The 12,674-nt window shown below is 59.6% G+C and carries 14 protein-coding genes; 8 read left to right on the forward strand and 6 right to left on the reverse strand.

Translation table 11 applies throughout. The features are described from left to right. Positions 1 to 24 precede the first annotated feature (24 nt). Both VGN46_RS09190 and VGN46_RS09195 read left to right on the forward strand, forming a co-directional pair. Positions 25 to 1,311, forward strand: coding sequence for an arsenic transporter (locus tag VGN46_RS09190; protein ID WP_331642940.1), 1,287 nt, complete (start codon positions 25 to 27; stop codon positions 1,309 to 1,311). Positions 1,312 to 1,366: 55 nt separating this feature from the next. Then, on the forward strand, positions 1,367 to 1,735 hold the full coding sequence (locus VGN46_RS09195; protein WP_331642942.1) for a metalloregulator ArsR/SmtB family transcription factor: 369 nt from the start codon (positions 1,367 to 1,369) through the stop codon (positions 1,733 to 1,735). Between the two features lie 12 nt (positions 1,736 to 1,747). Here the strand turns inward: VGN46_RS09195 and VGN46_RS09200 are convergent, their stop codons facing one another. After that, positions 1,748 to 2,275: an arsenate reductase ArsC gene (locus VGN46_RS09200; RefSeq protein ID WP_331642944.1), complete on the reverse strand. Its 528-nt coding sequence runs from the start codon at positions 2,273 to 2,275 to the stop codon at positions 1,748 to 1,750. A 203-nt stretch (positions 2,276 to 2,478) separates the two neighbouring features. Between VGN46_RS09200 and VGN46_RS09205 the strand changes: the two genes are divergently transcribed. After that, positions 2,479 to 3,324 carry a serine hydrolase domain-containing protein gene (locus VGN46_RS09205; protein WP_331642946.1) on the forward strand — a complete coding sequence of 282 codons (846 nt, stop codon included), beginning with the start codon at positions 2,479 to 2,481 and terminating at the stop codon, positions 3,322 to 3,324. A gap of 1 nt (position 3,325) precedes the next feature. On the opposite strand, the gene VGN46_RS09210 is transcribed toward VGN46_RS09205, so the two are convergent. Beyond that, positions 3,326 to 3,976, reverse strand: coding sequence for a TetR/AcrR family transcriptional regulator (locus VGN46_RS09210; protein WP_331642948.1), 651 nt, complete (start codon positions 3,974 to 3,976; stop codon positions 3,326 to 3,328). Between the two features lie 108 nt (positions 3,977 to 4,084). Here VGN46_RS09210 and VGN46_RS09215 point away from each other — a divergent pair, with 108 nt between their 5' ends. After that, positions 4,085 to 4,978 (forward strand): NAD(P)/FAD-dependent oxidoreductase, encoded by an 894-nt coding sequence (locus VGN46_RS09215; RefSeq protein ID WP_331642950.1) that lies wholly within the window; start codon positions 4,085 to 4,087, stop codon positions 4,976 to 4,978. A 339-nt stretch (positions 4,979 to 5,317) separates the two neighbouring features. On the opposite strand, the gene VGN46_RS09220 is transcribed toward VGN46_RS09215, so the two are convergent. Further along, the gene (locus VGN46_RS09220) at positions 5,318 to 5,875 is read right to left on the reverse strand and encodes a TetR/AcrR family transcriptional regulator (RefSeq protein WP_331642952.1); all 558 of its coding nucleotides are present in this window, start codon (positions 5,873 to 5,875) and stop codon (positions 5,318 to 5,320) included. 188 nt (positions 5,876 to 6,063) lie between these two features. On the opposite strand from VGN46_RS09220, the gene VGN46_RS09225 reads away from it, so the two are divergent. Both VGN46_RS09225 and VGN46_RS09230 read left to right on the forward strand, forming a co-directional pair. After that, the gene (locus tag VGN46_RS09225) at positions 6,064 to 6,420 is read left to right on the forward strand and encodes a hypothetical protein (protein WP_331642954.1); all 357 of its coding nucleotides are present in this window, start codon (positions 6,064 to 6,066) and stop codon (positions 6,418 to 6,420) included. A gap of 252 nt (positions 6,421 to 6,672) precedes the next feature. After that, entirely contained in the window at positions 6,673 to 7,143 is a 471-nt protein-coding gene (locus VGN46_RS09230; RefSeq protein WP_331642956.1) for an OmpP1/FadL family transporter, read from the forward strand. Between the two features lie 645 nt (positions 7,144 to 7,788). Here VGN46_RS09230 and VGN46_RS09235 read toward each other — a convergent pair. Both VGN46_RS09235 and VGN46_RS09240 read right to left on the reverse strand, forming a co-directional pair. Beyond that, on the reverse strand, positions 7,789 to 8,751 hold the full coding sequence (locus tag VGN46_RS09235) for a hypothetical protein (protein WP_331642959.1): 963 nt from the start codon (positions 8,749 to 8,751) through the stop codon (positions 7,789 to 7,791). A gap of 331 nt (positions 8,752 to 9,082) precedes the next feature. Continuing rightward, positions 9,083 to 10,234, reverse strand: a complete 1,152-nt coding sequence (locus VGN46_RS09240) for a serine hydrolase domain-containing protein (RefSeq protein ID WP_331642961.1) — start codon at positions 10,232 to 10,234, stop codon at positions 9,083 to 9,085. 302 nt (positions 10,235 to 10,536) lie between these two features. Between VGN46_RS09240 and VGN46_RS09245 the strand changes: the two genes are divergently transcribed. Together VGN46_RS09245 and VGN46_RS09250 are read left to right on the forward strand one after the other, a co-directional pair. After that, positions 10,537 to 11,316, forward strand: a complete 780-nt coding sequence (locus VGN46_RS09245; RefSeq protein ID WP_331642963.1) for a hypothetical protein — start codon at positions 10,537 to 10,539, stop codon at positions 11,314 to 11,316. Positions 11,317 to 11,349: 33 nt separating this feature from the next. Then, the gene (locus VGN46_RS09250) at positions 11,350 to 11,805 is read left to right on the forward strand and encodes an acetyltransferase (protein WP_331642965.1); all 456 of its coding nucleotides are present in this window, start codon (positions 11,350 to 11,352) and stop codon (positions 11,803 to 11,805) included. Here VGN46_RS09250 and VGN46_RS09255 read toward each other — a convergent pair. Further along, positions 11,786 to 12,562 carry a methyltransferase gene (locus VGN46_RS09255; protein ID WP_331642967.1) on the reverse strand — a complete coding sequence of 259 codons (777 nt, stop codon included), beginning with the start codon at positions 12,560 to 12,562 and terminating at the stop codon, positions 11,786 to 11,788. The genes VGN46_RS09250 and VGN46_RS09255 overlap by 20 nt on opposite strands. Positions 12,563 to 12,674: the final 112 nt, after the last annotated feature.

Raw genomic sequence — 12,674 nt, forward strand, 5'->3', positions numbered from 1 at the left:
AATTCCCTACGGCCTTAGGTATTCATGATTACCGCATTCGCCATCTTCGTCCTGACCCTCTTTCTCGTCATCTGGCAGCCTCGTGGACTTGGCATCGGTTGGAGCGCACTGGCGGGTGCCACCGTGGCGCTGTGCTTGGGTGTGGTGCATCTGAGCGACATTGCCCTCGTGTGGCATATCGTGTGGAACGCGACCGCCACCTTCATCGCGGTGATCATCATCAGCCTGTTGCTCGATGAAGCGGGCTTCTTCGAATGGGCCGCGCTGCATGTGGCGCGATGGGGCGACGGTTGCGGCCGCTGCCTCTTCGGCCTCATCGTGCTTCTGGGCGCGGCGGTGTCAGCCATCTTCGCTAACGATGGCGCGGCCTTGATCCTTACCCCGATCGTGATGGCCATGCTCATGGCGTTAGGCTTTGGCCCGGCAGCGACCCTCGCCTTTGTGATGGCCGCCGGTTTCATCGCCGATATGGCGAGCCTGCCGCTGGTCGTGTCCAACCTCGTCAATATCGTTTCTGCGGACTACTTCCGGATCGGGTTCACGCCTTACGCGGTGGTGATGGTTCCCGTCACGTTGGTGGCCGTGGCGGCGACGCTGGCGGCGCTGCTGCTGTATTTCCGGCACGATGTGCCGCGCACCTACGATGCCTCGTTGCTCAAGACGCCGAGCGCCGCCGTTCGCGACCGAGCCACGTTCGTCATGGGCTGGGCCGTGCTGGCCCTGCTGCTGATCGGATTTTTCGGTCTTGAACCGTTGGGGGTACCGGTCAGCGCCGTCGCTGCGGTGGGCGCAGCGGTGTTGCTCGTCGTCGCCGCCAGGGGACACCACATCGACACACGCAAGGTGCTTCGCGGCGCACCGTGGCAGATCGTGCTGTTCTCGTTAGGCATGTACCTGGTGGTCTACGGGTTGCGCAATGCGGGGCTGACCGGCCATCTCTCGAGCCTGCTGGACCGCTTCGCCCATGGGGGCGTGTGGGGAGCCGCCCTGGGTACGGGGCTGCTCAGCGCGATCCTTTCTTCGGTCATGAACAACATGCCAACGGTGCTGGTCGGCGCTTTGTCGATCGACGGCTCGGCGGCCACGGGCGCCGTCAAGGAGGCGATGATCTATGCCAACGTCATCGGCAGTGACCTAGGCCCCAAACTCACGCCGATCGGCTCGCTTGCCACGTTACTGTGGCTCCACGTGCTGGCTCGCAAGGGTATGACGATTACCTGGGGTTACTACTGCCGGGTGGGCATCGTGCTGACCGTACCCATCCTGCTTGTGACCCTCGCTGCGCTGGCCCTTCGGCTCTCGCTCTTCTAAAAGGACCCCAAGGTCTGTTTGCTACACTCGGAACAGTCCCCCTGCACCGCTGCCTATGAAAACCGCTGACGCGATCAAGGTTCTATCCGCTCTGGCCCAGGATTCGCGCCTGGCGATCTTCCGTCTGCTCATCGAGCAAGGCCCGGACGGATTGCCGGTAGGCGTGATCGGCGAGCGGCTGGGTCTGCCCAGTGCCACGTTATCTTTTCATCTGAAGGAACTGCTCCACGCCGGCTTGGTTACCAGCCGTCAGAGTGGGCGGTTCATCTACTACGCGCCAGTGATCGCGTCCGTTAACGACCTAGTGGGCTACCTCATGGACAACTGCTGTGCGGGCAGCGGTGGCACGTGTGCGCCGGCGAAGAAAACCGTTGCCACCAAGCGCACGGCTGCCGCGCGCTCGCCGCGCGCCAAGGCCTCCTGAGTAGCATTTCCCTTACGTGGCGTCCAGAGATCTCGGAGAGGCGCCCGCGCTGCGCCCGATCTTCTTCAGCTCGTCACGCAGGCTGAGCGCGTCCAGGCGATCTGCGGGCAAGGCGATCAACGCGCTGATACGGTTCTTCAGGTAACGGAACGCGGTGAGGAAAGCGCGCTTACGGTCCAGTTCCGTGCCCTCGGCAACCGAAGGGTCCTCGATCCCCCAGTGCGCAGTGACCGGCCGACCGGGCCAGATCGGGCACACCTCGCCCGCCGCGTTGTCGCAAACCGTGATGACGATATCCATGGTCGGCGCTCCCTCGGCCTCGAACACGTCCCAGCTCTTGGAAGCCAGCTTCGCCGTGGGATAGCCCAGCTCGTCGAGGACCTGCACCGCCATGGGATTGATCGATGATCTTGGCGAGCTTCCGGCAGAAAAAGCTCGAAAACGCCCGGCGCCGTCTTGGCGGAGAATGCTTTCGGCCAGCACCGAACGGGCCGAATTGTGGGTGCACAGAAAAAGAACGTTTAGGACTCGGTCGCTCATGGCGGGACTCCGGGGCAGTCAGATGGCCCCAAGACATTACCACGTCTCCATAGATATAGTTATGTCGTGTAGCGGAGCCTGCCAACGATCGCCGGCTGTTAGCGGGTGCTGCCAGGGATGCGCGACGAGGGTCCCGCCCAGCCTTCGGGCCTACATGGTTCGCGCCACTGGTTTGCCGCACTCTGGATACTTGCGACGCCCGGTTGCGCAACTGTCCCCTCTCTCTTTCGGACCGGTTCGACATCGGATCAATTGCCAAGGAGTTCGACGCCGTCGGAATCCTCATGCTGGCCGAAAACAGGAAACTGTCGCTGACTGATCCTGTGTCGAAGTTCGTGCCTGGCCTTCCGCCCTGGTCCGATGCGGTCACGATCGACGAGCTTCTGCACTATACGAGCGGACTGCCCGACGTCGACTGGAACACCGTCGAAGACGATGCCGACAATTTCAGGAATCTCCAAGCACTGGAACGGCTCGATTTTCCTGCCGGCACGCATTACGCGTACAACAATAACAACACGTTCCTTCGCCGAAGGATCATCCAGAGCGCAAGCGGAATGAGCTTTCGAGCCTTCCTGGAGACTCAGGTGTTTCCCAAGGCCGGTCTTCGCGATCCCGTCATCGATCCCGACGAAGAGACGCCTCGCGTGGCCAAAGGCCTGGACGCAGAAGGAAAGCAGGATGCCATGAAAGTCTACCTCACGGGCTGGACGGCCTTGACGGTTGACGATCTATATCGGTGGTCGAATTGCATCACGCGTTTTTGTCTCATCGACCCCCAAAGCACGCTGCGGATCGCAACGACCGGTGCCCCTTCATGGCAGAGTGGCCTGGGGCATGTCCAGATGAGCGGAGGTCGGGTCGTTCGCCATGTCCACGACGGAAACGATCACTATTTCCAGGCTCTCCTGATGGTAGATCCTACCAAGGGACGCACGATTATCCTCGTCACCAGCCAGAATCGGAACGACGTGTATGCAATGGCGGATGCGATCGGCGCCATCCTCGATGGCAAACCCTATCAGCCGCGACGCATGACGGCCAATTAGGCTATCCGCCTGCGTGTTTTTTGCCACCGTGCGCCGCCATGAACATGGCGACGGCCGACCGGCAATAGGATTCGATTTCGTTGTCGTCCTCTGCTCTTGCCTGATCGAAGCGCGCGATAAGCAGGAGATCGGATCCTTTGAAAAGCGCGGCAAACAAGCGGGCGGACCGGAGAGCATCGGGCACGTTCAGAAGCGCCTTCGCGTGCAACTGACACAACAGGGCCTCGATTTGGGCGATGACATGGGCGGGGCCGGCTTCGTAATGAAGCTTGCTTAAGGAGCCTTGATTCGTCCTGTCGGCCATGACCATGGCTTCGACACTGCGGACGTCTGATCTCAACAGCGTGCGAAGCAATAATGATCCCACCGCCATCAGCCGATCTTCGACCGAACCGTCGACGCCTTCAAGAAGGGGCTGTGGTGCAAACAACTGATGGCAGCCGGCCGCGATGGCCGCGCTGAATAGCGCCTCCTTGTTCTCGAAGTGCCGATAGATGCTGAGCTTGGAGATCTTCGCTCGCTGGGCGACCTTGTCCAAGGTCGTCGCTTGAAAACCCAACTCCACAAAGAGTTCGCGCGCGGCGTCGACGATCGTTTGGCCAAGGGCCTCATTGGCGGGCCGGCCGCGCCGGGCCTGGCTGTTTTCGATCACGATAATTACAGTCCTTGACGGTATCCTAAATCGTTAATTACGATACCATACGGTATCCAAATGCACAAGCCAGCCCCCTCCCCTCATCCACATACGGAGTCCATCACCATGGATGACGCCATCATCATCGGCGGCAGCTTTGCCGGTCTCGCGGCCGCCCTGCAGCTCGGCCGCGCCCGCCGCAAGGTCACCGTTCTCGATACCGGCCGCCCGCGCAACCGCTTTGCCGGCCATTCGCATGGTCTGCTCGGTCATGATCACAAGCCACCGCTCGACATCCTGGCCGAGGCGCGGCAGCAGCTGGCGCGCTATCCAACGATCAAGCTCGTCAATGCGCGGGCCGAGAGCGTGTCTGGCGCCATCGACGATTTCTGCGTCGTCACTGACGATAACGAAAGCCTAAGGGCGCGCCGCCTGATCCTGAGTTATGGTGTCGTCGACCAGATGCCTGATGTTCCGGGCTTCATCGAAGGCTGGGGCACGTCCATCGTGCCTTGCCCCTATTGCGACGGCTTTGAAGTCGCCGGCCAGCACTGGGGTCTCATCTGGTCCGGCCCGCAGTCGCACCAGTCTGTCAGGCTGTTCCGCGATTGGACCGACAGATTGACGGTCTTCGCCAATGGTCACGACATTCCACCCGATATCCGGGCCGACCTGGCGCGCCGCAACGTACCTGTCGTCGATGGCCGGGTCACCGAGATCGCCCGTCACGGGGGCCATGCCGCCATCGTCAATCTCGATTCCGGCCCCCATATCGCGGTTGACATCCTGTTCGCGCATCCGCGCAACAAGCCGTCCGCAACCCTGCATGAATCACTGGGCCTCGCCACGGTCGATACGCCCCTCGGTATCGTCCTCAAGGTCGACGAGCGCCGCGAAACCAGCATGCCCGGCATCTACGCCGCCGGCGACCTCGCCACGCCCTTTCTACCGTCGGTCACCGTGGCGTCATCGCAGGGCGCGATGGCGGGCATCTTCGCCCAGCAATCGATGTTGGCCTAAGAGCACAGATTCCCTTCTCTCGAAGCCAGGATCTCCTAGGACCGACGACCTTCTCGTCTGCAGTCAGCTGTGCGTCGATCTGTGCGAAGAAGCGTCCGTTGACTAACGTGCGGAGTCGGCGCGCCAATCGGTCAAGGGATGAGAAGGCCGGCAGCTCAATCCGATCACGCACCAACTGCTCGATGCCGACGTTTAGCCCGCACATATGGCAGCTGGCTTAGGAATGACACCGCTGCTTGAAGGTCCTGTAGCTTCTCCGTCGGTGACTCAAGCTGCCGCGGCTCCCCCTCGCTTTCACCGTAGTGACTGTTTCACTTGAAGGGGCCGCGTGGCGGGGAGCTATCCAGCGCGGCTGGTACGAAGTTGCGAAAGTTTGTCGACGACAGCCTCGAACAGCAGGTCACTGACTGCCTCGATGTCCTTTCGTGACGCACCTGGCCGCACTAGTGAAAGCACCCCTTGGCATGCCGCCCAGATGGCGCGGGCTGCAGGGTCAACCGTGCAATGGAACCGGCCCATGTCTACCAGACGCTGGACGCATGAGTGCATCAGCGCGTAGGAATCGGCGACCAACTCTGGCTGAGCTCGCACGTGATGGGATAACAACGCGTAGAGACTCGGACGCTTGAGTGCGAACTCCAGCGCAACGTCCCACCCCGCGCGAAGTTGGTCTAGCGGTTCGGCGGCGGCGAGGGCTTGCTGCTTGCGGCGCATGAAGTCGGCCAGCCCACGACGAATCAGAGCCAACTCCAGCCCCTCCTTGTCGCCAAAGTGGTGGTACAGCGTTGGCGCCTTGATGCCAGCGGCCTCGCAGACCGCGCGTGTCGTCAGGCCGCGAGGCCCCTTCGCCTCAAGCAGGGCAGAAGATGCATCCAGAATCGCCTTCTCCGTGTCCATACATACCCCTAAAGTTGCTCATCACTTGACGCCAATATAGCACGGATATACCATTTGTATATCGTCGATATAGAGTGATTTTCGCTTGGCCGAATTATGGGCTGCAGGCCGTGCGTGGCTCTCCGGACGATACGGCCTCACCAACCTTTTGGTTAGATTATCCCCAACAATCGTCTTAGGCAGCCGACATGCTGATCACCCTTTACGTCGTCACAATCATCAATGTACTTGTCGCAGCTGGCTTCGCCATTGGCGGCCTGGTGCGTCCAAGCTCTGTCGCTCCCGGGCAGCAGACCGAAGCCAGCCGCATCTTCGCGCTCTACACCTTTGCCCGCACCATACCGGTGGCGCTTGTCACCATCGCCGCAATACTCTGGGCCCCACTGACCGTCGTGCTGTGGCTCAGCGCGCTCGCCGGATTGATTCAATTGTTCGACGGCTATGTCGGGACGAAGATGAAGAACCCCCGCACGACATGGGGCCCCATCGGCATCGCGCTAGTGCAATTCGCAGCGCTTGCTTGGGTGGTCTCTGCTGCCTCATGAGAAATGGATTCTCAGAGGTATGCTGCTCGACGGTGAGCGCTTCAGTAATTCAAGAAGTGCGTCGCGATTGACGGATTCCGGGTGCGCTAGCCGCGAAGTCGAAGGACCCCAATGTGCCGGTTGCCGCCGACCGGTTGCCGACTTCGACGGACTTGCCCACATCCAACCGACCACGATCGGCAACAAATCGGTTGCCGGCTAAGGTGATCATTTGGCTGGTTCGTCGATACCACTGTGTTGACGGAGCTGAAGTTGCCTGCCACGTGGACAGTCAGCGCGACCCAGCACATCACTGGTCGCTGGTCAGTCATGGCCGACGTGAGTCACACCGAGTGGAGTGCGTTCAAGGACATTCGTCTCGATTTTGCCCCGGCACAGCCAACCCAAATATTCCATTTCGGCTATCGCGACACAACCTTCGGCGCCATCGGCACCGAATACACCGTAAGCGACCGCCTGACTTTGCGTGGCGGCGTTACCTACGACCAGACACCGGTAACAAGCGCGATTCGCGATGTTCGGGTACCGGATACGAACCGTCGCTGGCTTTCGGTTGGCGCAACCTGGAAGGCATCGTTCGCACTCGAATACAGCGCCGGCTATACACACCTCTTCCTCGATAGCCCGAAGGTTGCGCTTACTTCCGTGACGGGCAGCAGCTTGAGCGGAACGTATGACGTGGGCAGCGATTTCTTCATGCTTGCGCTGGCTTATCGCTTCTAGGCTTCTGCAGTGGCACGGATCATCATTTCATTGATTATCGCCGTGCGGTAGGTGGGCTACCACCTACATCCGAACTTGGCAGGGCTGGCTCTATCTTGCAGCCGTTATGGATATCTTCTCTCGCAAAGTCGTTGGCTGGTCAGTCAAGCCAACGATCCCAGTTACTGGCCTGGCCTGGCCGATCAATCGGCGACCAGCAATGGTCACCGTTACTTCCCGACGCTCTTATCTGCAGCTTTTGCGGAGCGTCCGGTCAACTTCTTCTGCAGAGCCATTTCGCGCTTGGTTGCAGCGGCCAACGTTCGCTGAGCTGCAACCGACGCGGCGGGGAGACCATCCATCCTAGCCAATTGTTCCTCGAGCGCTCTGGCGCGGGCGCCTCGTTCGGCCGCAAGTTATTCCGCAGCACGCGCTGAAACGATGGCCGCTTCCAACCGCTTGTTGCTGATAGGCATGCTGGATGGCTCCACGCCGGGATACATGTCGTCACTGCCAACAAGCTGGCAAGCGGTGGATGCATCGATCGCTCGACCACCTTCCGCCATGTGTGGCGCCACGGTACGCAGACTATGGTCAGTTGAGACGGTGTCGTTCAGCCGGCGCAGGCGTGCCTCTTCAAATGGCGCCAAATAGGGTCTCGCGATCCTACCGCTCGCAAACCCCGGCGACGTCATCAGCTCCTACCGCTTGGAGATTTCCGTGGCTATCTATTTTCAGCCACGTGGTGATCCCACGCTCTTTTGACCAGCCTTCAATCCTCGGTTCCCTGGTAAAGAAACGAAGGAAATGCGTAAGCTCCGCATAGTCGGGACTCTCCGAAAACGGTTCATTAACGGGGGCCAAAGTGGCTTTCAAATGCTCAACACCGCCCCCATCAACTTCTGACACGTAATTCATATAGCATCGACTCGTAGATGCCATGGTGAAAAAATGCGCTGCCATCTCTTCAGCCTGCAAGGGTGCAAGTTCGAAGCCTCTGTATGCCTCGAAGAAACTGTGCGCTTGGAAGCTGATGTAGCCTCCATCCAGGCACGCTACCATCATCCAGCAGCCGAACCTTAGGTACATCGCGTAGAGTTGTGTATCAAGGTGGAAGTCAAACCTCGCTTCGAGACAGGCTGGCACCTTTGTTCGAAAGGCTTCTACGGAAAAGGGAAACTCCACGCCCCGATCCTGACAAAACATACTACTCACTTCGCTAGACACCTTAACGCGATCATTCAAGATGCCCAGAAACTTGTGACATATTTCCTTTCTGCTGATCATCCGGTGTACATGCTTCCCGGCCGAAGGCACAAGCTCATTCAGTCCATCCATGGCACTCTCTGGCATTTCCCGCAACACCTCTGAATACATTCTCGCTGCCGCAAAAATCTTGCAACACCATAGTGAGATAGTCATTTTTGATACGTAGTTCGGGCCTTTTTCTTCGTCCTCGAATGCATCTTTTAGAAACTTCTCAAGTGGCCCGAGAAGTTTGCAATTACAACGCCTGCAGCAGGGCACGACGTAGTTCGTGTATGTAACCCGCTTATCCCCCTCAATCGAAATCGGAACGCGGTTGAGTTCATATGCCTTGGCCAGCCATTGGGGGATGACGTGCTCCAACGTGTGAGTACCCAGTTTAGCTCGGTGGTTCTTGATGAGAGGCGCATGGCAAATGTAGCAATTTGCACGCCAGCTAGCGGGTGAAAACTCCGGAAGATGATATGACGATCCCATACTCCCTCCGCTCAGTGAATAGCGCCACGCGGGAATGTGGGTACGTTCAATCTAAGAGCCATTTCGATACGCAATCCTTGCCCGCCCCATCACTATTGAAGCGAGCGGCCACATTATCAATACGACGCAAGGCGTAAGTAGCAACACGGGGTCGCGCCTGACGCACGTGTGAAAACGCACACTCCTGGCGCAACCCACGGTAACGCAATGCATCCACTCAGCGAGTTGCCTCGGCTGCCCCGCTATGCGTTGGTCGTGTGTAAACGTCGAGGATTGCTGAGACCAGCTTATATGGCTGTGATGCCTGCAGGTTCGTCAGAACGATGACAGTCAGATGTTGATCGGGAATAGTGGTAATCCACACCGCCGCACCACCGCCGGTGCTCACCCTGACGTGACCCTGTTGGTTTTCCTGCATGAGCGCAAGGCCGAAGTCACCCGTTTTACCATCACGCATCACATAAGGTTTCGCCATCAGCGCGAGGCTTTCGGGCTTGATGACCTTTCCGGTCCAGAGCGCATTTTCCCAGGTGGCCATAGCCTGGATGCTCCCGTTTAACCCGGCAGCGGGATTCAACCAATCCGTGGCAATCTTCGAGCCGAATGGATGGATGCCGTTGGTCGAGAAGACCGGTTGGCCCTTGGCATCCAGTTGGAGCTTCGAGTGGTCCGCCGTCGGCTGTAGTGCGGTGTACAGGGATGCCCGACCTGGTACCAGCGTCCATGTATCACCCCACTGAAGGCCGGTAATACCCAGGGGTTTGAGAAGGCGTTCGTCAACGTAACGCTCGTAAGGCATGCCGCTGACACGCGCGATGATGTCGCCCAGCAGCATGTATTCCGTTTGGTTGTAGACCATGGAGGTACCCGGTGCTTTGACCGGCTTCTGGGCGAGCAAGGCCATCAGATCGGCGCGGGTTCCAGCCAACGGCAGGACGTTGACCATGTCGTCCACCACATTATCCGGAAGGCCAGATGTGTGGGAAAGACAATGGCGTATCGTCACGGGGGCCCAGGAAGCAGGAAGATCCGGAAGATATTTCCTGACAGAGTCGTCTAACGAGATACTGCCCTGCTCCACTAGCGTCATGATAGCGACGCCGGTGAATTCCTTGGTCGTGGACGCTAAGCGATACAAGGTTGCATTGGTGGCAGGAACGTTTAGTTCGATGCTGGCGAGCCCATAGCTTTTCTCAAGCACTACCTTACCGTCCTTGATAACAGCAACGGATGCACCAGGTGTGTGGCGGGCAGCCATGTCCTTGCCCACCACCTCATCTACCTTGAGCTCAATGGATGAATTCGCATGTACCAGCGGCGCCTGCAGAAGTACGATGGCCACCAGCATGCTCACGATGCGCTTTGCCATAACGGCTCCCTTTCCGATCGTTGACTCGATGCATCGTAGGCGGGAGTAACGAACCAGACCCGTGCCGGTGGGCCTCTGTACTTTCGGCATAGGGATGAACCGTGCCTCCACTTCGAGGGGCTCGAAGGGGGAGCAAAGATTTGCTTCATATCATTGATTCAAATGACTTTATCGGCTATTTTCCAGAGTGTCTCTATAAAGCGAGTGGTGACAACCTGCTCCTCTCGCTTGAGCATGTCGATTTACGCGGTGCTCGTTCGTCGTCTGGATAGGGCGATGATCGCCTCATTGGAGAAACCGTCATGAAAACCACCCATCGCACGAGTCTTCCCGTCAGGTTCCCTACCCGTCGCGTCGGCCGAGCCGCCGCCTACGCCGCCGCTCTCATCATCGGTTTCGCCGGTTCCGCCGGTACCGCACTACGTGCGCAAGACGTTACTCGCATGGCACCGGTCGACGCCTACCTGATGGACCGTGCCGCGGAAATCAGCCTGGCCAGGAGCGCCGCGCCGGCCTCGATCGCCAAAGACGCGACCGTCCTGGTCCTGACGCGCAAGGGCTATGAAACGGCGGTAAAGGGAACCAACGGCTTCGTGTGCTATGTGGGTCGCGGTTTCGGTGGCGCGCCTGACTGGCCCGAACGCTGGGATCCCAGGATTCGCGCCGCCGCCTGCGATAACCCGCCAGCCGTGCCCACGATGACCGCGATTCTTAAGCTGCGTACGGCCATGACGCTTGCCGGAAAGACAGATGCCGAGATCATGGATCGCATCAAGACAGCGCTTCGGACGAAGGAGATCCCCCCTCTCGGCGCGGGCGCCATGTGCTACATGATGTCGAAGGACGCTTACCTGTCGGCGATGGGCGAGCACAACATGGCCCACGTCATGTTCTACGTGCCATTCAAAGATGGCACGAACTGGGGTGCAAACCTGCCGGACTCTCCCGTGATGGGCGGCAATTACTGGTATTTGCTACCTGGCCATGAGGCTGAGATCGCTGCGCTTCCAGCCATCTCCGTCTTCCTGGTCGGGACGAACACATTCTCCGATGGAAGTCCGGCATCGCCGCACAAGATGTAAGCTTACGCATTGCCGGAATAGGACGGAACTGCGATGACGTGCATAAGGCCGTCCACAACTGACGATCGCGAAGCCTTACTCTCGCTCTGGCTTCGATCCGTCCGCGCGACGCATACGTTCCTGAGCGAAACGGATATCGTCGCGCTCATACCGGCGGTGCGCGACGGTGCGCTTGTCATGCTCGAGGTGTGGGTTCTGGCGGATCACGACGACCGCCCACTCGGTTTCATGGGCCTGGACGGCGCGAAGCTGGAAGCCTTGTTCATCGATCCGGCCCACACCGGGAACGGCGGCGGCACAAAGCTGGTCGCACACGCTCGTCAGCTGAAAGGCGAGTTGACCGTCGATGTCAATGAACAGAATCCGGACGCCCTCGCCTTCTACGTGGCCCAAGGATTCCGCGCCACGGGCCGTTCGGAAACGGACGGCGAAGGCCGTCCGTTTCCGTTGATTCACATGCATGCGAACGTTATTTGGCCGGCTTCCTGAACCGAAGCATGAATCGATCCGTCTTACCCTTTACCGCGGGGTCGAAGACCTTCAGCGAATGATCATCCGCCTGGCTGGCCAGCAGTGACGACTCGTCATCCAGCACGAACCCGGCCTTTTCCACCTCGGCCTTTACGGTGGCCGGATCGATCCGGTGCAGGTCTTCGGTGTTCTTCAGCCCCTGCCCCTTCGCCGCGGCATGGTCGACGATCACGTAATAGCCGCCGGGCTTCAGCAGCTTGAAGATCGCCTGGTTGAAGCCGTCGACGCTTGCGCCCTTCATGAAGCTATCGTGCAGGTCGTGGTAGTTCTCGAAGGTCCAGACTACGTCGAACTTATTGAACATGTCCGGCGGCGGCTGTTGGGCCAACGGGTCGGAGATGGCTTTGACGTTGCTGTAAGTCGGCTCGGACGAAATCGCCTTGGCGAGAGCGACCGGGTCACTTTTGAATTCGGCGATCTCCGACGGGACATAGGCGTAGACGTGGCCCTTGGCCCCGACGATCGGCGAGAACAGCCGGCTCCAGTAGCCACCACCGGGCCAGACATCCATGACGGTTTCGCCCGCCTTCACCTTCGAGAACGCCACCAGGTCGGCTGGCCGCCTGACGGCATCCTGCTCCGTGTCCTTGGACGGCCGGTGTGAATCGGCGACCGCAGCCGCAATGGCCGGGCTGGCGGGAGGTGGCGCGGCTGAAACAGCCGCTGCGGAAAGAACGGCCGCGGCAATCGCCACAGCTAGGAGGGTGGACTTCATGACTCGTCTTCCCTAGGGCGCCTGGCCCTGCGACATGCGGAAGCCTGAGCCTAAACCCCTGGCGGCCCGGCCGCCAGATCCCCCTTGGCCGGGTTCCCTGCCCTTGGGGTCA

The organism is Luteibacter sp. (genome assembly GCF_036500425.1).
Classification (GTDB): Bacteria; Pseudomonadota; Gammaproteobacteria; order Xanthomonadales; family Rhodanobacteraceae; genus Luteibacter.

Excerpts from the sequence above, each read along its gene's own strand:
- VGN46_RS09240 (WP_331642961.1), bottom strand. The coding sequence starts at position 10,234 with ATGGCAAAGCGCATCGTGAGCATGCTGGTGGCCATCGTACTTCTGCAG.
- VGN46_RS09245 (WP_331642963.1), top strand. The coding sequence starts at position 10,537 with ATGAAAACCACCCATCGCACGAGTCTTCCCGTCAGGTTCCCTACCCGT.
- VGN46_RS09195 (WP_331642942.1), top strand. The coding sequence starts at position 1,367 with ATGAAAACCGCTGACGCGATCAAGGTTCTATCCGCTCTGGCCCAGGAT.
- VGN46_RS09220 (WP_331642952.1), bottom strand. The coding sequence starts at position 5,875 with ATGGACACGGAGAAGGCGATTCTGGATGCATCTTCTGCCCTGCTTGAG.
- VGN46_RS09215 (WP_331642950.1), top strand. The coding sequence starts at position 4,085 with ATGGATGACGCCATCATCATCGGCGGCAGCTTTGCCGGTCTCGCGGCC.
- VGN46_RS09225 (WP_331642954.1), top strand. The coding sequence starts at position 6,064 with ATGCTGATCACCCTTTACGTCGTCACAATCATCAATGTACTTGTCGCA.
- VGN46_RS09200 (WP_331642944.1), bottom strand. The coding sequence starts at position 2,275 with ATGAGCGACCGAGTCCTAAACGTTCTTTTTCTGTGCACCCACAATTCG.
- VGN46_RS09190 (WP_331642940.1), top strand. The coding sequence starts at position 25 with ATGATTACCGCATTCGCCATCTTCGTCCTGACCCTCTTTCTCGTCATC.
- VGN46_RS09250 (WP_331642965.1), top strand. The coding sequence starts at position 11,350 with ATGACGTGCATAAGGCCGTCCACAACTGACGATCGCGAAGCCTTACTC.
- VGN46_RS09255 (WP_331642967.1), bottom strand. The coding sequence starts at position 12,562 with ATGAAGTCCACCCTCCTAGCTGTGGCGATTGCCGCGGCCGTTCTTTCC.